Raw genomic sequence first — 20,000 nt, forward strand, 5'->3', positions numbered from 1 at the left:
CGAGCATGAGGGGGGAGGGCGTGCGCCGGTGGGGAGGTCTGCGCCGTTCGGCGCAACGATGTCACCCGTCCGCGTCTTCCGGGTTGCCGGCCGGCCCGCTGTGTGGCTTGGACCAGGGCCAGGTGAGCCTGCCGCCCGGCCCGGCCTCCGGGTCGTACTCGTACTTCCATCCCCGCACCATCCCCGTGCGCTTGCTCTGCGCCCGGGGCACACGGCGGTAGACGAGGACCGTGGGCGGGCCGCCGTGCGGGTCCGGGACCGGGATGCGGTAGGTCTTCGGGGGGTGGCCGGTCATGCCCAGCAGCACGGGGAGCACGCGCCCGTCCATGGGGCCGCCCTCGAAGGGGGTGTCCTGACTCTTCACACGACCAGTGTCAGCCATCCTCGGCGAGGCCGGTGACCAGCGCCGCCGTCTGCGGATCGCGGCCCGCGGTCACCGTCAGCACGGCCACGAACTGCTCCACCAGCCAGTCCCGGAGCTCGTCGGCGGGGGGCTGCTTGTCCTCGTCGAGCCAGATGAGGGAGGCCGCCTCCACGGCCGTGATCCACATCCGGACGGTCATGCGCAGCCGCGGGCCCGGGTCCGTGACGCCGAGGTGGCTGAGGATGTGCTCGGCGGCGGCCCGGCGCACACCGTCGACGATGGCGGTGGTGCGGGAGGTCTCGACGACGCTGCCGCCCTGGAGGAGGGCGCTGAAACCGGCGTCGTGCTCGTCGACGAAGGTGAGGTAGCGGTCGAGGGCACGGGCCAGGCGGGGGAGCGGGGGGCCGTCGTGGGGCTCGTCGAAGCACTGTTCGAGCTCGTCGGCGGCGGAGCGCAGGGCGGCCTCGTACAGCTGCTGCTTGCCGCCCGGGAAGTACCGGTACACCAGCGGGCGCGAGACTCCCGCCGCCTCCGCCACGTCGTCCAGGGAGACGTCCTCGGGGACGCGGTGCGCGAAGAGGCCCAGCGCGGCGTCGAGGAGCTGACTGCGGCGCTCCTCGACGCTGAGCCGGCGGTAGGCGGGGGTTGGGGCCTGCGGGGTCATGCTCCGCAGCGTAATCGGGGCGGCACTACGGTGGCGGGCGGAGGTGATGGATGAGCGACACATGGCTGATCGTGATCCCGGAGGATCCGTATCGGCGTCCGGACCGCACGGCCGCGGACCGCGCCGCCGCCGCGCCGGCCGGGATGCTGTCCGAGCGGCGCGGCGGGGCCTGGGCAGGTCCCTCGTCGAGCAGCCCCGATCCGCAGAGCCGTCGGCCGGCGCCGCGGGCCGCCCCGATGCGGTCCAGGCCGTGTCGATGCGCGGCTCCGCCGCGTTCGCGTGGCTGTCAGCCGCTTCGGGGTGGGGAGCGGCCGGGGTGGGGGGCGTCGGGCCGACGGCCGGTCGCGGCTTGAGGCGAGCAGCCCTGACGACCGCCACAGCCCTCGGCCGACCCGGGCCCCTGGGCGAGCAGTCCTGGCGACCGTCACAGCCGTCGGCCGACACGCGCCCCTAGGCGAGCAGCCCCGACGACCGCCACAGCCGTCGGCCGACACCCCGCAGCACCCCGATGTCGTCCAGGAAGTCCGTCAACCGCTTGGCCCCGGTCTGCATGACCTCCCGGCGATGGCCGCTGGCCTTCACCTGGGCCATCGCCTCGCGCTTGTCCAGGCCGACGTTGGTGTACACGTCCGGGTTCACGAAGGCGACCGAGAAGACGCGGGCGAACTCGCCGGAGGTGACCCGGGTGAACTCCTGGGACCAGCGCGGCGCGGTCACCATCTGGCGGCGGAGCTCCTCGCGGGCGTAGCGGACGTGGCGGGCCTCCTCCACGACGTGGATGCGCGTCACGCCCCGTATCAGGGGCTGCACCCGCTCGTCGGGGAACGTCAGCCGCTGCATCCAGTCCAGGACCTCCTCGCCGAGCAGCGTCGCCGTGAACGAGCCGGGGGTGGTGGAGATCGTCTTGAACAGGCGGCCCAGGTTCTGGTGGGCCCGGCTCACCGGGTACCAGGGCGCGTCCCCGCGCGCTATCAGCCGGGCGAACATCTTCGAGTGCCGGCACTCGTCCTCGATCTCCGTGAGCGCGTACCGGACGTGCGCGCTCGTCGCCGCCTTGTCGTAGATGTGCCGGACCAGCAGCTGCATCAGGATGATCTCGAACCAGATGCCCAGCGAGGCCAGCGCCGCCGCCTCGTGCTGCGACAGCAGGATCCGCTGCTCCTCGCTCATCCGCCGCCACATCGGCGTGTCGTACAGCGACACCAGCTCCGGCGGCCAGAACCACTTGCCCTCCTCGAAGGGCGCGTCCCAGTCCAGCTCCTCGTCCGGGTCGAAGGAGTGCTTGGCGGAAGAGACGAGCAGCCGCTCGGCCACCTGCTCCCGGTCCTTGAGCAGGCCGAGCGCGTCGCGCAGTCCCGCGAGCGCGTCGGCTTCCGTCACGGTCGTCATGGCTTGTCCCACCTCGTTGCCCAAACTCATCTGCGTCGTCCGCCCTGGCGCTCTTATGAGACTGCTTGTCAGCAAGGACGTCAATCCCCTGCACGCCACTTGTTGACTCGGCGTCTACGTGTGAGCCTGCGAGGTATGCCGACCTACGACCTGTACGCCATGGACCCGGGCGACCCGCACTGGCAGGTGCCGGCGAGCGGCTCGGCCCGCTTCAGCTGGGAGTACGACGACGGCCGCGACCGGCTGCTCGCCCTGTACCAGAAGGGCAAGGACAAGCAGTGGGACGGCCAGAAGCGCATCGACTGGGACCTGGAGGTCGATCCGTACGACCCGCTCGGCACCCCCGACGAGATGATGACCCTGTACGGCACCCCGCACTGGGCGAAGATGACCGACCGCGACAAGGGCGACCTGCGGCAGCACTACGCCTCCTGGCAGTTCAGCCAGTTCCTGCACGGCGAGCAGGGCGCGATGATCTGCGCGGCACGGATCGTGGAGTCCGTCCCCGACCTGGACGCCAAGTTCTACTCGGCGACCCAGACCATGGACGAGGCCCGGCACGCCGAGATCTACGGCCGCTTCCTGCACGAGAAGATCGGGATGGTCTACCCGATCAACGACAACCTCCAGTCGCTGCTCGGCGACACCCTGCGCGACAGCCGCTGGGACATGCCCTACCTCGGCATGCAGGTACTCATCGAGGGCCTGGCCCTCGCCGCCTTCGGCATGATCCGCGACACCACCGACAAGCCGCTGCCCAAGCAGATCCTCGCCTACGTCATGCAGGACGAGGCCCGGCACGTCGCCTTCGGACGGATGGCCCTGCGCGACTACTACAAGCAGCTCACGGACGCGGAACTGCGTGAGCGCGAGGAGTTCGTCATCGAGGGCTGCTATCTGATGCGGGACCGCCTCCGGGGCGTGGAGGTGCTGGAGAACTTCGGCATCCCGAAGGCGGAGGCGGAGGAACTGAGCGAACGCTCCGAATTCCTCCAGCTCTTCCGCAAGCTCCTCTTCAGCCGCATCGTCCCCTGCGTCAAGGACATAGGCCTGTGGGGCAAACGCCTCCAGGAGGCCTACGTCGACATGGGCGTGTTCGAGATGGGCGACTCGAACCTGGACCTGCTGATGGCCCAGGACGAGGAGATAGCCGAGAAGCTGGACGCGGAGCGCTTCGCGGCGGAGGAGCGGGAGCGGGTGGCGGAGGTCGAGGAGGCGATCGAGGAGGGGCAACGCCTGGGCGGTTGATCACTCGATCGACGGGCGAATCGGCATATTCCCCTGGGTAGGCTGGCTGTGTCAGGCAGACTCCGGCGCATGGGAGCGATCATGAGTGCCGCACGCGACTTCGGGCTGGACGAGGACTACGAGTGGGCTCGCCCGCCGGAGGGCGGCTGGACGGCTGATGACCTGGACCGGCTCCCGAACCTTCCTCCGCACACGGAGCTGATCGACGGGAGCCTCGTTTTCGTGAGTCCGCAGACCAATTTCCACTCACGTGCCATTCGGCTGCTGGACAATACCCTGCTGGATCAGGTACCCGATGAGCTGGACGTCATCCGGGAGATGACCATCAAGCTCAACAAGCGCAATAGGCCGGAGCCGGATGTCCTGGTGTTCCGTGCGGACGCCGACACCGGTCCTCAACAGACCTGGTATCGGCCGGAGGACGTCGTGATCGCTGTAGAGGTCGTCTCCGAGGATTCAGAGGACCGGGACCGAGAGGTGAAGCCACGGAAGTACGCCCTGGCGGGCATTCCTCACTACTGGCGCGTCGAAGAGAACCAAGGCCTTCCGGTCGTATACGTCTACGAACTCGACCCCGCAACCCAGGCCTACGGCCTGGCCGGCATCTACCACGACAAGCTTGAGCTGACGGTTCCGTTCCCCATCGACATCGACCTCACCGCGATCAATCGCCGCCGCTAGATCGCCGACTCACAAACCCAGAACCGCCTCCATCACCGCCCTCGCGATCGGCGCCGCGTCCCCGCCGCCGCTGATGTCCCCGCGGTCGGCCGACGCGTCCTCCACGACCACCGCGACCGCGACCTTCGCCTCGGGGTCGTCGTCGGCCTGCGCCCAGGAGACGAACCAGGCGTACGGCACACCGGCGTTGCCGATGCCGTGCTGGGCGGTGCCGGTCTTGCCGCCGACCGTGGCACCGCGGATCGCGGCCTTGCGGCCGGTGCCCTCCCGCACCACGTCCGTCATCAGCTCCCGCATGCGCACGGCCGTGGACGGCCGCATCACCTGGCGGGCTGGACGGGGACCGTACTCCGCCACCGTCTCGCCGCCCCCGCGGGTGGTCCGGTCCACCAGGTACGGCGGCCGCAGCTGCCCGCGGTTCGCGACCGCCGCCGCGACCATCGCCATCTGCAACGGCGTCGCCCGGGTGTTGAACTGCCCGATCGAGGACAGCGCCAACTGTGCCCGGTCCGCGCCCGCGTCGAAGGTGCTCGGCGCGACCGGGAAGGGCACCTTCAGGCGCCGATCGTTGAAGCCGAAGGCCTGCGCCGTGGCCAGCATGTGCTCGGCGCCCGTGTCCACGCCCAGCTTGGCGAACACCGTGTTGCACGACCACTCGAAGGCCATCCGCACCGGTGCGTCCGCACAGCCGCCGGCCTCGTTCGTCAGCCTCGTCCTGGTGCCGGGCAGGGTGTACGGGTCGGGGGAGCGGGTCCGCCGGTCCAGGTTCCGGACCACGCCCGCGTCCAGTGCCGCCGCCGCGGTCACCACCTTGAAGGTGGAACCCGGCGGATACGTCTGCCCCACCGCCCGGTTGAGCATCGGTTTCTCCGGGTCGTCGTTGAGCCGCGCCCAGGCCGAGGTCACCGCCTCGCCGTTCCCGGACAGCTCGGACGGGTCGTACGACGGGGTGGACACCAGGGCCAGGATCCGGCCGGTCGTCGGCTCGATCGCGGCGACCGCGCCCTTGCGGGCGCCCAGGCCCTCGAACGCCGCCTCCTGCGCGTCCCGGTCCAGGGTCGTCACCACGTTCCCGCCGGGGTTCCGGGCCCGCGTGCCGTTCCACAGCGGCAGCGGCGACAGCATCGGGTCCGTGCCGGACAGTACGGAGTCCTCGCTGTGCTCCAGCAGCGTCGTCCCGTACTTCTGCGACGAGAATCCGGTGACCGGGGCGTACAACGGGCCGTAAGGATAGGCGCGTTCGTAGCGCAGTTGCTCACCGCTGTCCGACGAGCCGGTGACCGGCTCGTCGCCGACCAGGATGTTCCCGCGTGGCTGGTGGTAACGGGCGATCGAGGGGCGGCGGTTGGCCGGGTTGTGGTCGTAGGAACCGGCCTGGACGACCTGGACGCGGGCCGCGTTCACCAGCAGGGCCGCCAGCAGCAGCACGCAGAAGAAGGCGGCGTACCGGATGTACTTCGTCACGGGGTCTCCCGCCCGTCGCACTGCCCGGCGTATTGCCCGTCGTGCCGCCTTTCGTGCTGCCCGTCGTGCTGCCTGTCGTGCTGCCGGCGGGCCGAGTCGCTCAGCCGGATCAGCAGGGCGACGATCGCCCAGTTGGTGACGACGGACGAGCCGCCCTGCGCCAGGAACGGCATCGCCATGCCGGTCAGCGGGATCAGACCGGTCACCCCGCCCGCGATCACGAACACCTGGAGCGCGAGGATCGAGGCGAGCCCCACCGCGAGGAGACTGCCGAAGGGGTCGCGCAGCGCCAGGCCCGCCCGGTAGCCGCGCTCCACGAGGAGGGCGTACACCAGGATGATCGCCGACAGACCGGCGAGCCCCAGCTCCTCGCCGGCCGTCGCCAGGATGAAGTCCGACTTGACGGCGAAGCCGATCAGAATGGAGTGGCCGAGCCCCAGCCCGGTGCCGAGGACACCGCCCGCCGCGAACGCGAACAGGGACTGCGCGAGCTGGTTGGGGCCCTGGCCGGCGTCGATCGTGGCGAACGGGTGCAGCCAGTCCTCCACGCGTCCGTGCACATGCGGCTCCAGCCAGCCGACCGCGACCGCGCCGAGCACCGCGAGCAGCAGCCCGACCGCGATCCAGCCGGTGCGGCCGGTGGAGACGTACAGCAGCACCACGAACAGCCCGAAGAACAGCAGCGAGGTCCCGAGGTCGCGCTCCAGCACCAGCACACCGACGCTCAGCAGCCAGATCGCGACGATCGGTCCGAGGACCCGACCGGTGGGCAGCAGGATCCACCAGACCCGGCGGCCGCTGTAGGCGAGCGCGGTGCGGTTGGCCGCCAGGTACGCGGCGAAGAACACCGCCAGCAGCACCTTCGCGAACTCGCCCGGCTGGATGGAGAATCCGGCGATCCGGATCCAGATCCGGGCGCCGTTGACGGCCGGGAACAGGATCGGCAGCGTGAGCAGGACGAGGGCCGCGGCCACGCACACGTAGGCGTAGCGCTGGAGCACCCGGTGGTCGCGCAGCAGCAGGACGACCACGATGAACAGCCCCACCCCCAGCGTCGACCACACGAGCTGGGCGGGCGCCGCCCGGTCGCCCGGCGTCTCCAGGTCGAGCCGGTAGATCAGGACCAGGCCGAGGCCGTTGAGCAGCACGCCGATCGGTAACGGCAGCGGATCGGCGCCGGGGGCGCGCACCCGGACGGCGATATGAGCGACCAGGGCGAGCACACCGAGCCCGGCACCGTACCCGGCGGCACCGGGCGGGACGGCACCGTACCTGGCCAGGCCGACGGCGCAGTAGCCGTACACGGAGAGCAGGACGGCCAGCACGATCAGGGCGAGTTCGATGCCACGGCGCCGGTTGAGGCGTACGGCGGGTGCGGGGGTCTGCGCCGCTGCCACGGTGGTTCCGGCCTTGGTCATGCCCGGAACCTACCTAAATATGGTGTCATGTGTGCCGTGTTTGTCCCTCGTCTGTCGAGGTGTCAGCTTGCGCGTGTGCTTGCGGGTCGGCTTGCGCTTCGGCTTGCGGGGGCTGGGCATGGGGCGGGGTGTGGATCGGGGCCAGGGTCAGGGTCGCCACCGCCCCGCCGTCCAGCGCGTTGGCGAAGGTCAGCCGGGCGCCCAGCACCTCCGCCTGGCCCACCGCGATGGTCAGCCCGAGCCCGTGCCCCTTCGCCCCGCCTTCGGTGCGGAAGCGCTGCGGACCGTGCTGTACCAGGTACTCCGGATAGCCGTCCCCGTGGTCCCGTACGGTGACGACCGGCCCGTCCGCCGCCGGCTCCACCGTCAGCTCCACCGGCGCCCGCCCGTGCTTGTGCGCGTTGGCGACGAGATTGCCCAGCACCCGCTCCAGCCGCCGCCGGTCGGTCTCCACCCGCACCTCCCGCACGGCCCGCACCTCGGTGTCCGTGCCCGACGCCCGCACCACGCGTTCGGCCAGCGCGCCCAGCTCCTCGGTGTCCAGCTCCAGCCGCTCCCGGCCGGCGTCCAGCCGGGAGATCTCCAGCAGGTCCTCGGTCAGGGTGCGCAGCGCCGCCACCCGGTCGCGCACCAGCTCCGTGGGCCGCCCCGGCGGCAGCAGCTCGGCCGCCGCGTGCAGCCCAGTCAGCGGGGTGCGCAGCTCGTGCGCCACGTCCGCGGTGAACCGCTGCTCGCTCAGCAGCTTGCCCTGCAACGACGACGCCATGGAGTCCAGCGCCGCCGCGACCACGGCCACCTCGTCCTGCGGGCGGCCCGGCTCCCGCGTGCGGGGGTCGTTCACGCGCGCGTCCAGATCGCCCGCGCTGATCCGCCGGGCCACCCGCGCCGTGCCGTGCAGCCGCCGCGTCACCCGGGTCACCGCGAACGCCCCGACCAGCAGCGTCGCCCCGATGGCCAGCACCGACGACCACAGGATCGCCCGGTCGAGACCCGCTATGGTGCCCGCCTGCTGCGAGTAGTCGACCTCCACCGCGAGCGCCCGGCCCCCGTCTGCGGGGCCCGCCGCCCACATCGTGGGGTGCCCGCGGTGCGTCGCGACCATCGTGCCGCGCTCCCCGGTCACCGCCAGCGCCCGCAGCGGCGCCGGCAGCCCCTCGGGATCCACCCCGGCGCCCGGCAGCAGGCCGTCACCCGCCTGGAAGGCCCTGGTCGCGTCGGTCAGCCGCCCCAACGCCTGGTCGCGGGCCTGGCCCACGGTCTGGTCGGTGACGGAGACGTGCACCAGGACACCGAGCAGCGCGGCCAGCGCACAGCACATCACCGTGATGAAGGCGGCGGCCTTCACCGCGAGCGCGCCGGCCCACTGGGGGAGCGCGAGCCTCATCGGGTGCTCGCCGAGGGGGAGAGGGCGGGGGTGGGGGCGGGCGACGGCGTGCGCGTGGTGTGCTCGTGCTTGCCGGTGCGCTTCCCGGTGCGCAGGAACTCGTCGCGGGAGAAGACCATCGCTCGCTGCTGCGGGTCCCAGGCCCAGGTGGTGCGGTACTCGTAGCCGGTGATCCCGGCCGGCGAACGCACGATCACGGCCCGCCCGGCCAGCTCCACCCCGGTGATCGCGTCGTTGTCGGCCAGTACCTGCACCAGCTTGTGGTGCTCGACGGTGTACACCCGCACGGCCGTCTGGTTGGTCGGATACAGCCGGAACCCGAGCGTCATGTCGTCGCGCCCGTCCCCGGTCAGGTCGCGGTAGTAAGCCTTCAGCAGGGGACACCGAGCGCCGCTCCCAGCCCCACCAGCCCCACCAGCTGTCTCCCCAGCCCGGCAGTCGTCCATCCGGGCCACGGTGGCGTGGTACGCGCCCTTGCCGCCGTAGTCGTCCGGGTGCGTCGCTATCTCCGCGCGGACGACGGCGACCGGATCCGCCTCGTGGATGTCGTCGCCGGGCACGTTGACGCCCTTCACGGTCTCCGTACTCGCCTCGTCGTACGGCCAGGCCGGGCTGGACGCCGGGCGCAGGTCGGGCCAGAGCTTGGCGGGGCTGATCGCGGTCGGCGTCGACCCGGCCCCACGCAGACCGCCCGTGTCACCGCACCCGGCCGCCGTCACCGCCACGAGGACGACGGCCCCGGCGACGAGGACGCTGCGGGTCGGGCGGGTGCGGGGCACGATGCTCCTGTGGCTGGGTTCGTTCGCTTGTGTGGGCTTCACTGGCAGGGAGTACGTTCGGTGGCTGAAATCAATCGGTGGTACGACCGCGCGGCGGCGCAGTACACCCTATTCGCCCGGAGAAACGATCACTCCGCCACTCGGCCCGCCACCCCCGGACCCCCGCCCTTCGGCCAATTCCCTCGCCACCCACCGCCGCCCCACCGCCGTCGAAGACCACCTCGAAGACCACGGAGCGCTTGCCCCTGGACCACCCTCCCTGTTCCCATGGTCGAGGGGTGATGGCGCATGAGCGGACTGCGCGTCGTGCCGACCTGGCGGCACGGTCAGGAGCGGCTGTACGTCTGCGGAAGGGACGGCGGCAACGTCGCCTGGTACGACCGTGAGTCGGCCCGGGTCAACCTGCTGAGCGAGGACCGCAGGGAGGACGTGCTCCAAGCCCTCGGCCCCTTCCTCACCGGCCCGGTGACGGTGGGCCCGCCCCCCGTCCCCACCCCCGCCGAACTGGTCCGCCTCGCCCTCCACCCGGACGACGACCTGGCCCCCAACCGCCCCGGCGAGGCCCTCCTCGTAGCCCTCGAACGCGAACCGTCCCCACCCCACCGCCTCCGCCCCGACCCGCGCCGCCGGGCCCTCACCGCCGAGCAGGCCGTAGGCGAGGCCCTGGACCGGCTGGACGGCGCGGGCTGGCACACCCTGCACTCCGTACCGCTCCCCGGCGGCGACCGCATCCACCACCTGGCCATCGGCCCCGGCGGCCTCTTCGCAGTGCACAGCCTGTACGCCCGCCGGCACCGGGTCACCGTGACCGACCCGCTGGTCACCCTCGGCCGCCGCGAGCCCCAGCCGCTGCTACGCCGGCTCCGCGCGGACGCCGACCGCGCGTCCCACGCCCTCACCGCGGAGGTCCGCCCCGTCCTGGCGCTCGTCGAGCCGACGGAGGTATCGATACCGGTGCCGCCGCGCGAGGTCCGTGTGCTGCGGGGGGAGACGGAGATCGAGGAGCTGGCCCGGCTGGGTGGCGTGCTGAAGCCGGCGGATGTGGAGGCGCTGCACGCGATGGCGCGGGATCGGGGGACGTGGGGGAAGGCGTGAGCCTTCGTAAGCGCCGGCCGGCTGTACTCAGCCCGTCCGGCGCTTGAGGACGAGGCCCCTTCAGGGCCGAAGCGGGGGTCTGGGGGCGGCAGCCCCCAGGGGTCGGGAATGGGAAGGGGCGGCGGGGGCGAAAACCCCCAAGGCCTCCAGGGCCCCCAGCCCCCCGTCACGGCAGCGGCAGCACACCCGCCCGCCCGGGCTCAAGCAGCGGCGCCAGCAGATCCCCGAAATCCTGCACCCGCGGCGCAATATCCCCGGCCCGAAACACGAGCTGCTCGGCAACCCGACACGCCCCGACCTCCTCCCAAGTAACCGGCGCCGAAACGAACGGCTCCACCTTCGCCCGCACGGTATAAGGCGTGGCGGTCGTCTTCCGCGCCGCGTTCTGACTCCAGTCCACGAACACCTTCCCCGGCCGCAGACTCCGAGTCATCCGGTGCACCACCAGCCGAGGCATGGCCCGCTCGGCCTCCACCGCCAGCCCCTTGGCATACTCCGACACCCGCTCCGACGAGGCCCCCCGCACAGCGGCCAGCAAGTGCAGCCCCTTCGACCCGGAGGTCTTCACGAACACCTCGACCCCATCAACCGCCAGCCGCTCCCGCAGCCAAAGCGCGACCTCGCAGCACTGCACCACCCCCGCGGGCGGCCCAGGATCGAGATCGAAAACCAGCCGATCGGCTTCACCCGGATCCTGAATCAGCCACTGATGGGTGTGGAACTCCGCGACGAGGTTCGCCGCCCACATCAGCGAGGCCAGATCCTGCACCAGCACCATCCGCGCAGGCCCCTCCGACCGCGGCACTTCACCGGTCGTGACCCAGTCGGGCGTACCCGGCGGCACGTTCTTGGTGAAGAAGACCTGCCCGTCCGGCCCGTCCGGATAGCGCAGGAAGGAGACCGGCCGGTCACGGAGATGAGGCAGCAGCACCTCGGCCGCGGTCGCGTAGTAGTGCAGCAGTTCGGCCTTGGTGAAGCCGACCGCCGGATACAGCACCTTCTCCAGGTTGCTGAGCGCGACTCTCCGCCCCTCCACCTCCGTGATAGGCGTCATAAGATGACAATCTCACGCACAACGGTCCAAGCCATGGCGAAACGGCGGAAAGGTGCTGCACGTGCGATCCATCTGGAACGGCGCCATCTCCTTCGGTCTCGTCAGCATCCCGATCAAGCTGGTGAACGCCACCGAGAGCCACTCCATCTCCTTCCGCCAGATCCACACCGAGGACGGCGGCCGCATCCGCTACCGCAAGGTGTGCGAGCTGGAGGAGCGTGAGGTCAGCCAGGCCGAGATCGGCAAGGGCTACGAGGACGCGGACGGCACGATCATCCCGATCAGCGACGAGGACCTCTCCCACCTGCCCATCCCGACCGCGAAGACGATCGAGATCGTCGCCTTCGTCCCGGCCGAGAACATCGACCCGCTCCAGATGGACGCCGCGTACTACCTCGCCGCGAGCGGCGCCCCGGCGGCCAAGCCGTACACCCTCCTCCGTGAGGCCCTCAAGCGCAGCAACAAGGTAGCCATCGCCAAGTACGCCCTGCGCGGCCGCGAGCGCCTGGGCATGCTGCGCGTAGTGGGCGAGGCCATCGCCATGCACGGCCTCCTCTGGCCGGACGAGGTCCGCGCCCCCGAGGGCGTAGCCCCCGACGTGGACGTCAAGGTCCGCGACAAGGAACTCGACCTGGCAGACGCCCTCATGGACACCCTGGGCGAGGTGGATCTCCAGGACCTCCACGACGAGTACCGCGAGGCCCTGGAAGAGGTGATCGCGGCCAAGGCGGCAGGCGAGACCCCACCGGAAGCCCCCTCCGCGCCGACGGGCGGCAAGGTACTCGACCTGATGGCCGCCCTGGAGAACAGCGTCCGCGCCGCCAAGGAGTCCAGAGGCGAGGAAGTGGGACGGGCCGGCCGCGCCCAGCCCAAGGAAACGGGCGGCAAGAAGTCGACATCCACCGCCAAAAAGACCGCTGCGAAGAAGACGACGGAGCCCGCACGCAAGTCGACAGCGAAATCCACGACGAAGTCCACGGCGAAGTCGACGACGGCCGAAAAAAAGACCGCGGCCAAGAAAACCCCAGCCAAGAAGACCGCCTCCCGCAAGCGCAGCGCGTAGCACCGGCGCTCCCTACACAGCTCGTGAGCGCGCCTTCCGGGCCTGGAAGAAGTCGAGGTACGACAGCGCGATGACCAGCAGCGGGATGATGATCCAAAGCAGTACGACGCGCAGTCGCCCACCTGTCAGGGCGGCGACCAGAACAACAGCGACGGCGCTGCCGACGAAGCCGAAGAACTGCCGGTAGGACCGGAAGCCACCCCGCAGCGCCGCACTCGACGCATCAGGATCATCCTCCTCGGCGAACGCGGCCCGCACGGGGTGCCTGTCGCCCTCGCGCCGCGCCTGCATCCAGGCGAAGAACAACCGCCCGAGTGCATAGAGAACGAACGTGCCCAGGTAGATCCACCACCCGGTGGCATCGTCGGGTAAGGAGCGAGCCAGCATCATGACGCCCGCGTGCCCCCGCCCCAGGGGAGTAGACGGTTCCGCATATGCGGGACTCCAAGGAGCCGAGCGGCGCCCAACTTGCCTTCCCGCAGCAGAGCCAGGCTGCGTCTACACGGTAGGCGACGCGGTGAACTGGATCAAGCCAAAACCGCAGCAGCGCTGGCTCAGCCCGATCACTGGACCTTCACGAACTCCCGTAACCAAGCAGGGACTTGGACTCATAGACGAGCAGCCCCCGCACCGGTCGTTACAGCGTCGCGTCGCCTTGCCGCGCCACTCACACGTCAACGCCAAGCTCCACCGGATCCTCCCTGTGGAGCGCTGCCCTGGCCCCACGACTGGAACTGACCAGGGCTGCCGCGGAAACGGCAACGGTCACGGCGAGCATGGGCATAGTGACCAGCTGGGCTGCGTCACCGGTATTCATGACCACCCCCGAGACGACCGCGACGCAGGCGACGCCGGTCATCGTCACGGCGAGCGCCACGGCCACCCCGGACAGGGCAAGAAGCCGCAGGACCTTGGCAGATGATTGGCACCGCGTAACGACAACGGCGGGCGTCACCGCCACGGTAACAAGGGAAGCTGCCGGCCCAAGGACGGCCAGGGCCCCGACCCAATAGGAGAAGGGGTCGATGGAGGCGAACATCAGCAGCAACGGCGCGATCACCCATGTGGGCAGCGTCGGGATGAGAACCACCAGCGGGCGCCAAGCGTCCCAGCTGCCGGTCCGGGAGGTGTCCGCGAGGAGCGCGAGGACGCCGACCAGCAGGACGAGCCCAGCGCCGTACATGGCGTACTGCGCAACGTCGACCAGTCCACCCACCAGGCCCGGAGTCGGCCAGGGCTCCTCGGACAGGATGAAGTGCAGTACCGGCAGGGTGTACAGCGCGGCGCACCAGGTGACCCAGGTGGTGGCGACGCTCGCCTGCATGCGGCGACGGCGCCGTTCGGCAGACTCATCGGGCATCACCGGGCGAAGCCACGCCTTCAGCGCGCCGACAAAGAGGTCTGCGACGACGCTCGGACCGGCGCCGGTGTCCTCGACGAGTGCCTCGAGTTCGCCACCGTAGCGCTCCCGGAACGAGGGAGGATATGCCCGCAAGGCCAACCGGCCCGCCATGTTGATCACGCGCTTGCCACCCCCAACCGGGTCAACCCGGTGCGTGCGAACCGGGCCATCGCCCGGAGCTTGTCGTCGAGCACGGTCTGACCTTCCGCCGTGAGGCAGTAGGGCCGCCGCCGCTCGTCCTCGTCCAACGGCGCGACCAGACCACGCTCCTCCAGCCGCGCGATGGCGGCATACAGCGTGCCCGGCCCCAACTTGATGGATGTCTGTTCCTCGACGTCCTTGGTGATCGCGTAGCCGTGCTTGGGCCCGCCGGCCAGACTGGCCAGGATCAACAGCGCGGGTTCGGCCCATCCGACACGGTCCCGTTGACGCGGCATCAGACACCTCCTTCTTCCCTTGCGGCTACTACGTTATACGATACTGCGTACTACGTAGTACTTGTGATCGGGGTCTTTGGGCGCCTCATAAATGGTGCTCCGGCGAGGGACGCGGGGCACGGCGACAGGAAGAACCGGCGGTCGGGGGCGGGCTGCTGGTGATCCAGGCCGTCGTCCGGCTGAACCGGTAGAGAGTGGGCAGAGGTCGAAGGTGCGAGTCCCCGGCAGGGCACGGACAGATGGGAACGGCGGAGGGCGTCAGTTTCTGGGACCGTGGGTGCTGCTACGTTGTGGCTCGGCTGGTGTGCGAGGGGCGGTGTGGGATGGACGTCCTCGGGGTCGACGCCTGCGGTAAGCAGGGATGGGTCGGGATCAGGCTCACGGGCGGCGCCTACGCGGGCAGCCTGGTGGATCCCCGGCTCGAGAGACTGATCGAGCGCGCCGCCGAGGTGAATACGATCGCGGTGGACATGCCGTTGGGTCTGGCCGAGAAGGGCTGGCGTGCCGCGGATCTCGCGGCCAGGGCGCTGCTCGGGGTGCGGCGCAGCAGCGTTTTCCCCATAGCGCCGAGGATGGCGTGGCAGGAACAGGACTATAGGGCGGCCGCCGCCCGATGCCAGGAGCTCACCGGTAATCGGCTGAGCCAGCAGGCGTGGGCGCTGAGGCCGAAGCTGCTTGAGGCGCGGACCTGTTGGCTCACCGATGAGCGGATCCACGAGGTGCACCCCGAGGTGTCCTTCAACGCCTTGGCCGACGGAGTGCCGCTGGCTTACGCCAAGAAGACCTGGCGCGGCCAGAACCTGCGCCGCTCCCTGCTGGCCGAGGCCGGCCTCGTGCTCCCGGACGAGCTTGGTGAGGCGGACCGCATTCCCGTGGACGACGTGCTCGACGCGGCTGTCGCGGCCTGGTCGGCACACCGCATCGCACTCGGGACAGCGAACCGGGTTCCTGAGGTGCCCGAGCGGGATGCGGAAGGGCGCCTCATCGAGATTCGATACTGATCAATCCACCAAGTATCGAAAGTGTTCGCGGGGTACTGAGGAGGCAAGGTGTTGGACGACTCGTTCGCCCGGCTCGCGACGTTGGTGGAGTCGCTGACCGGCGATGTTGTGTTCGCGATGTACGTTGTTGCGCGAACACGAGCGGTCATGCACTTACGCCGTTGGCCCCGAGCCCGATCGGCCGGGGTTTCGGCATGTCTGAGCCGCGTGCCGGCGGCCGCTGGCTGCTAGTTGCGCCTGCCGCGTCGCGTCCAGCTTCACCGACGAACAGCCGCCGCAGGCGTCCCGTCCGGTTCGCGGTCTATGCATATGCGGCTGAGCTGTCGACTCTCACGGTGTGGGAGTTCTCGAACAGGAGCCGCGTCGAGCATCGGCTGGCCTGCTCGGCGCAACCGCTGCCGGATCTTTGGCCGTGGTTGACGACACTGCGAGTCGAGAACGCGCGGCGAGCGGAGAGGCAAGCGGCTACGGAGCAGTCAGAGCCGCCGGGGGAGTGGCCGGATGCCGGGTAACGGTCACTTGAGGCGGACATGAAGGTGGGGCCATCGACTTCCAGGTGCCCACCAGCTTCTTCATCATCCGACCACCGGAGGTCATGACCGTCCGCGGCGCCTCTCGCATGAGCTCACCGAGCGGGGAAGGTGAGTCGCAGAACGATCTCGCCGTCGTCGACCTCCCCGGTGGGCTCGAACCCGAACTTCTGGTAGAAGGGCCATGGTTCGCCGTCGCCGGGCTCGTAGCTGGTCAGCAGTTCGGTGGCACCGTCCGCGCGAACCAGGGCGGCGATTTGCGTGAGCGCCTCTCGGCCGATCCCTCGCCCCTGGTACCGCTTGTCGACGAGGAGGCGCCAGATGAAGTGCCGCCCTTTGTAAGGACCAGCCGGCGGTTTCCACGACAGCATCACGAAGCCCACTGGCTCGTCGTCGCGGTACACCGCGCGGTACCAGGGATTGGCCTCCGGTTTCTTTGCCGCCTCCTTGAGTGACCTGGACACGGAGGCGACGAACTGTTTCTGGTCATGTCGGACGTGGAGGGCACGAACTGCATCCCGGTTGTCGTCGGTGATCTCCCGTAGGTGCACGCCTGGGGACCTCATGCCACACCCCTTCCTGCATCCGGAAGCTGCGCGTCCGGGCCGACGTGAAGAGCCGCCGACGGGCGGCATTCCCTTGTGCCTACGCGTTACCGCGGACGCCGGATTGGACGTCTTCGCAGCGTAATCGGCACAGGCGATCTGGAGCGGAACTGGCACGCCGGTCTGTGACCGCGTCCGGGGCTGTTCCTGGACGAGGGCAAATGGGCCTGACGTGGCGATGCTCATGCCGAAGGCCCAGGGCCAGAGCCAGGAACGTCGGACGCCTGATCATCCGAGCTGAGGCGCGGATCGGAGCCTGAGATCCTTTCCATGAACAGTCCACAGGTCCCGTCCTAGGGCCGCCCAGCGCTGCATACGGCCGCACATGCACGAAGACCCCGGCCTCAGCGTTTCCGCTGGTGACGGGGTCTTTGGGCACCTCATGCTAGGTGCCCCCGGCAGGATTCGAACCTGCGCACACGGCTCCGGAGGCCGCTGACGTACCTCACATATGTGCAGCTCACACCCCTGCACTTGCTCGGGCTCGGGCCACCAGTCCACGGATGGTCCACGTTCCGCTTCACAGCACAACCTGCGACCCGCCAGACGTTCAGTCTTGCTGGTTGGCACTGTTCTCCGACCCCATCGGCGACGTCTTTACCCGCCTCCGGATGCAGACGCAGCCTCGAGTTCATCCGGATTCCTCGACTCGTGCGGCCGTCCTGCCCCTGCAGAGGCGCGGGGGCCCGTGGAAGCGCGGCGGCCCCACCCAGGGGCTCCCTGCTCGTCCCATCTTGCGCAACGCACAGGGCCGGTCCATGCCAGGTGCCGTGACTGATGCGCCGAACGTCGCCGGACGATGCGCCGACTTGCAGCGAGAGTGCCGCCGAGTGTAGAAATTGCTGCGCAGGCGGTCCGCAGGGGAGCGCCGCAGAGGGAGGGGAAGCCCGTGGCTGTTGTGCGCAAGTCGTCTCTGGTCCAGGTCGCCGAGTTCGTGGCGGGCAAGGGAGAGGGCGGCAAGTTCGGCAAGCTCGAGCTCTTCGAGGCTGTGCCGGAGGTGTCGCAGGCTGACCGCCGCATGCGGGACCTGCGTCAGATGGGCTGGCAGATCGACAACTACAAGGTCAACCCGAACCTCCGGCCCGACGAGTACCTCGTGCGGAAGCTGGGAACCCGCGTTGACCTGGGCGAACCGAGGCCTAAGAACACGCGGATGAACATCACCGGCCCCAAGCGGCGGCGCATCCTGGAGCGCGACGGCCACACCTGCCAGGTATGCGGGGTGCGCGCCGGCCAGGAGTTCCCCGACGCTCCCGGCCGCACCGCAGTGATGACCATCGGTCACCTTGTGCCGGTGAATCGCGGTGGCCAGAACACTGACGCCAACCTGCGGGCTGAGTGCCAGCGCTGCGGCGACGAGTCCCGCGATGTCACGGTTGACCCGCCCTCCTATGAGCAGGTGCTTGCCCATGTGTCCCAGGGCAGCCTGAAGGGCAAGCGGCTCCTCTACTCCTGGATGCAGGCCGGGCGCCGCATGCCCTGCGACACCGAGAAGCTGTTCCTGGAGTGGTCGCGGCTCTCCCCCACCGACCGCCTGAACGTCACGGCGGCGCTCGCGAGTCAGGTCGGGAAGGAGCTCTGACACCGGCAGCGGCCTACGGGCAGGTGCTACTGCCGTAGGCCGCTGCGCCGAACGCTGCCGCAGGATGCGCCAGCTTTGACAGCGGATTCCTCACTAGCAATAGTGGAGCTGGCGCTCCGCCCTGGAGCATGGTGCGGAGAAGGGAACCCTGATGACCGGAGAATCCGGAGTGCGGAAGTCGTCCCTAGCCAAGGTCGCCGAATTCCTCGCGGCAAAGGGGCCGGGCGGCACGTTCAGCAAGCTTGAGCTCTTCGAAGCCGTGCCGGACGTATCACAGGCTGACCGCCGCATGCGGGACCTGCGTCAGATGGGCTGGCAGATCGACAACTACAAGCTCAACCCCAACCTCCGGCCCGACGAGTACCTCGTGCGGAAGCTGGGAACCCGCGTCGATCTCGGCGAGCGTGCGCCAAAGCTTGAGCGGAAGAACATCACCGGCCCCAAACGGCGGCGTATCCTGGAGCGCGACGGTCACACCTGCCAGGCATGTGGGGTGCGCGCCGGCCAGGAGTTCCCCGACGCTCCCGGCCGCACCGCAGTACTGACCATCAGCCACATCGTGCCGGTAAGCCAAGGCGGGCAGAACACCGACGACAACCTCCGCACCGAATGCCAGCGCTGCAGCAGTCCCTCAAACGACCCGGCCCCCGCTCCCCCCAGCACCCGCCAAGTACTGGACCGAGCCTCCCAAAGGCCCTTCGCAGACAAGCAGCTGCTCTACTCCTGGATGAAGGCCGGACAGCGCACGACCAGCGAGACTGAAGAGCTCTTCTACGCATGGTCACGCCTCGCCCCGGCTGATCGCACGGAGGTTATGGCTGCCCTCGCTGACGAAATAATCAATGAACTAACCGGTCAGTAGCCCGACAGCGATTGCCCTAGGTCTTGGCGGCCGATACTCGGCCCGGGCAACGGGCAGACTGCACCGCCTAGTTGTCGTAGCCCGGCAACGCCAGGTGGACCCGTGACGAACTTGTCCTGGCGTGCGACGTCGTCGCGCGCGGAACGGCTGGAAGGAACTCGATGCGGAAGCCCCCCGCATTGCCGAGCTATTCTGACTACCTGCAGCTGCTACGCGCGTACCCGGTCGAAGACCGAGCTTCGACCTACCGCAACCACAATGGCTGCGCACGCAAGACGGCTGACATCGTTACGAACCGCCGCGGCTACGAGGGCAAGCGCACTAACGGAGGGCAGTTGGACCGGGAAGTCGCGGGTGAGTTTCATGGACCGGCCCGCGGAGATGGCGCAGGCAGCGGAACTTCTCCGGGAGGGCCTCAGGAACGGCACTCCGGAGACAGTGGCCGCGGACGACTCAGAGGACGACGCCGAAGATGAGGCGAGCGCACCCGAAGGCAGGATCCTGTACCGCCGCCACCGGGCGCGGGAGCGCAACAAGGCTCTGCGAATGAAGAAGATCGCTGCCGTGCAAAAGGCAGGCGGCACCCTTGCATGCGAGGCGCGCGGGTTCGACTTCGAGGCGGTCTACGGGCACCGTGGCAAGGGCTACATCGAGTGTCATCACATAGGTCCGCTGCACGAGGCTGGCGAGAGCACAACGAAGCTATCTGACCTAGCGCTGATCTGCTCAAACTGCCACCCCTGATGCCCGCGGTCGACAGCCGCGCTCTCGGCCTGTGCTATCGCCCGCTTGATTTACTCAGCATCATCACGGGCAACCAGGACGGTCGGCCTGCGCAGCCGTGGCCGTGACAGCCTTCGCGCCCGCTTCTTCGCCCTGCGCGCAGCAGCGATATGTCCTCTGAGCACCTTCCGGTAGACGAGGGATTTTGCTCTTCTGGCCGGCTCCAGAGCTGTCCGCCGCGCTTGGCTGCGCGTC

General features: G+C 69.5%; 20 protein-coding genes. 8 read left to right on the plus strand and 12 right to left on the minus strand.

Going from position 1 to position 20,000, the window contains the following annotated elements:
- Positions 1-61 precede the first annotated feature (61 nt).
- The 3 genes from ACFY01_RS27675 to ACFY01_RS27685 all read right to left on the minus strand — a co-directional run bounded on the left by ACFY01_RS27675 (position 62) and on the right by ACFY01_RS27685 (position 2,417).
- Positions 62-382, minus strand: a complete 321-nt coding sequence (locus tag ACFY01_RS27675) for a hypothetical protein (RefSeq protein ID WP_390738438.1) — start codon at positions 380-382, stop codon at positions 62-64.
- Positions 375-1,028 (minus strand): TetR/AcrR family transcriptional regulator, encoded by a 654-nt coding sequence (locus tag ACFY01_RS27680; protein ID WP_390738439.1) that lies wholly within the window; start codon positions 1,026-1,028, stop codon positions 375-377. The genes ACFY01_RS27675 and ACFY01_RS27680 overlap by 8 nt, the downstream gene beginning before the upstream one ends.
- Positions 1,029-1,478: 450 nt before the next feature.
- Entirely contained in the window at positions 1,479-2,417 is a 939-nt protein-coding gene (locus tag ACFY01_RS27685; RefSeq protein ID WP_390738440.1) for a diiron oxygenase, read from the minus strand.
- A gap of 135 nt (positions 2,418-2,552) precedes the next feature.
- On the opposite strand from ACFY01_RS27685, the gene ACFY01_RS27690 reads away from it, so the two are divergent.
- Together ACFY01_RS27690 and ACFY01_RS27695 are read left to right on the plus strand one after the other, a co-directional pair.
- On the plus strand, positions 2,553-3,665 hold the full coding sequence (locus ACFY01_RS27690) for a ferritin-like domain-containing protein (RefSeq protein WP_390738441.1): 1,113 nt from the start codon (positions 2,553-2,555) through the stop codon (positions 3,663-3,665).
- Positions 3,666-3,746: 81 nt separating this feature from the next.
- Entirely contained in the window at positions 3,747-4,346 is a 600-nt protein-coding gene (locus ACFY01_RS27695; RefSeq protein WP_390738573.1) for a Uma2 family endonuclease, read from the plus strand.
- 9 nt (positions 4,347-4,355) lie between these two features.
- Here the strand turns inward: ACFY01_RS27695 and ACFY01_RS27700 are convergent, their stop codons facing one another.
- The 4 genes from ACFY01_RS27700 to ACFY01_RS27715 are packed head-to-tail and all read right to left on the minus strand — an operon-like array spanning position 4,356 to position 9,394.
- Entirely contained in the window at positions 4,356-5,810 is a 1,455-nt protein-coding gene (locus ACFY01_RS27700) for a penicillin-binding transpeptidase domain-containing protein (protein ID WP_390738442.1), read from the minus strand.
- Positions 5,807-7,228, minus strand: a complete 1,422-nt coding sequence (locus ACFY01_RS27705) for an FtsW/RodA/SpoVE family cell cycle protein (RefSeq protein ID WP_390738443.1) — start codon at positions 7,226-7,228, stop codon at positions 5,807-5,809. The genes ACFY01_RS27700 and ACFY01_RS27705 overlap by 4 nt, the downstream gene beginning before the upstream one ends.
- A 25-nt stretch (positions 7,229-7,253) precedes the next feature.
- The gene (locus ACFY01_RS27710) at positions 7,254-8,612 is read right to left on the minus strand and encodes an ATP-binding protein (RefSeq protein WP_390738444.1); all 1,359 of its coding nucleotides are present in this window, start codon (positions 8,610-8,612) and stop codon (positions 7,254-7,256) included.
- Positions 8,609-9,394, minus strand: coding sequence for a hypothetical protein (locus tag ACFY01_RS27715; protein ID WP_390738574.1), 786 nt, complete (start codon positions 9,392-9,394; stop codon positions 8,609-8,611). The genes ACFY01_RS27710 and ACFY01_RS27715 overlap by 4 nt, the downstream gene beginning before the upstream one ends.
- A gap of 285 nt (positions 9,395-9,679) precedes the next feature.
- On the opposite strand from ACFY01_RS27715, the gene ACFY01_RS27720 reads away from it, so the two are divergent.
- Positions 9,680-10,486: a nuclease-related domain-containing protein gene (locus tag ACFY01_RS27720; RefSeq protein WP_390738445.1), complete on the plus strand. Its 807-nt coding sequence runs from the start codon at positions 9,680-9,682 to the stop codon at positions 10,484-10,486.
- A 166-nt stretch (positions 10,487-10,652) separates the two neighbouring features.
- Here ACFY01_RS27720 and ligD read toward each other — a convergent pair whose 3' ends face one another.
- On the minus strand, positions 10,653-11,540 hold the full coding sequence (gene ligD, locus ACFY01_RS27725; protein WP_390738446.1) for a non-homologous end-joining DNA ligase: 888 nt from the start codon (positions 11,538-11,540) through the stop codon (positions 10,653-10,655).
- A gap of 52 nt (positions 11,541-11,592) precedes the next feature.
- Between ligD and ACFY01_RS27730 the strand changes: the two genes are divergently transcribed.
- Positions 11,593-12,603: a Ku protein gene (locus ACFY01_RS27730; RefSeq protein WP_390738447.1), complete on the plus strand. Its 1,011-nt coding sequence runs from the start codon at positions 11,593-11,595 to the stop codon at positions 12,601-12,603.
- Positions 12,604-12,615: 12 nt separating this feature from the next.
- Here ACFY01_RS27730 and ACFY01_RS27735 read toward each other — a convergent pair whose 3' ends face one another.
- The 3 genes from ACFY01_RS27735 to ACFY01_RS27745 all read right to left on the minus strand — a co-directional run bounded on the left by ACFY01_RS27735 (position 12,616) and on the right by ACFY01_RS27745 (position 14,442).
- Positions 12,616-12,993 carry a hypothetical protein gene (locus ACFY01_RS27735; RefSeq protein ID WP_390738448.1) on the minus strand — a complete coding sequence of 126 codons (378 nt, stop codon included), beginning with the start codon at positions 12,991-12,993 and terminating at the stop codon, positions 12,616-12,618.
- A gap of 277 nt (positions 12,994-13,270) precedes the next feature.
- Positions 13,271-14,125: a hypothetical protein gene (locus ACFY01_RS27740; protein ID WP_390738449.1), complete on the minus strand. Its 855-nt coding sequence runs from the start codon at positions 14,123-14,125 to the stop codon at positions 13,271-13,273.
- A complete protein-coding gene (locus ACFY01_RS27745) occupies positions 14,122-14,442 on the minus strand; it encodes a PadR family transcriptional regulator (protein ID WP_390738450.1) in 321 nt (106 codons plus the stop codon). Before ACFY01_RS27745 ends, ACFY01_RS27740 begins: the two co-directional genes overlap by 4 nt.
- 323 nt (positions 14,443-14,765) lie before the next feature.
- On the opposite strand from ACFY01_RS27745, the gene ACFY01_RS27750 reads away from it, so the two are divergent.
- A complete protein-coding gene (locus ACFY01_RS27750) occupies positions 14,766-15,443 on the plus strand; it encodes a DUF429 domain-containing protein (RefSeq protein ID WP_390738451.1) in 678 nt (225 codons plus the stop codon).
- A gap of 625 nt (positions 15,444-16,068) precedes the next feature.
- Here ACFY01_RS27750 and ACFY01_RS27755 read toward each other — a convergent pair.
- A complete protein-coding gene (locus ACFY01_RS27755; RefSeq protein ID WP_390738452.1) occupies positions 16,069-16,539 on the minus strand; it encodes a GNAT family N-acetyltransferase in 471 nt (156 codons plus the stop codon).
- Positions 16,540-17,467: 928 nt separating this feature from the next.
- Between ACFY01_RS27755 and ACFY01_RS27760 the strand changes: the two genes are divergently transcribed.
- The 3 genes from ACFY01_RS27760 to ACFY01_RS27770 all read left to right on the plus strand — a co-directional run bounded on the left by ACFY01_RS27760 (position 17,468) and on the right by ACFY01_RS27770 (position 19,766).
- Positions 17,468-18,160 carry an HNH endonuclease gene (locus ACFY01_RS27760; protein ID WP_390738453.1) on the plus strand — a complete coding sequence of 231 codons (693 nt, stop codon included), beginning with the start codon at positions 17,468-17,470 and terminating at the stop codon, positions 18,158-18,160.
- Positions 18,161-18,311: 151 nt separating this feature from the next.
- Positions 18,312-19,022, plus strand: coding sequence for an HNH endonuclease (locus ACFY01_RS27765; RefSeq protein WP_390738454.1), 711 nt, complete (start codon positions 18,312-18,314; stop codon positions 19,020-19,022).
- A gap of 363 nt (positions 19,023-19,385) precedes the next feature.
- Positions 19,386-19,766 carry an HNH endonuclease gene (locus ACFY01_RS27770; protein ID WP_390738455.1) on the plus strand — a complete coding sequence of 127 codons (381 nt, stop codon included), beginning with the start codon at positions 19,386-19,388 and terminating at the stop codon, positions 19,764-19,766.
- The last annotated feature ends 234 nt before the right edge of the window (positions 19,767-20,000 follow it).

The sequence above is a fragment of the Streptomyces sp. NPDC001480 genome (genome assembly GCF_042894725.1).
Taxonomy (GTDB): domain Bacteria; phylum Actinomycetota; class Actinomycetes; order Streptomycetales; family Streptomycetaceae; genus Streptomyces.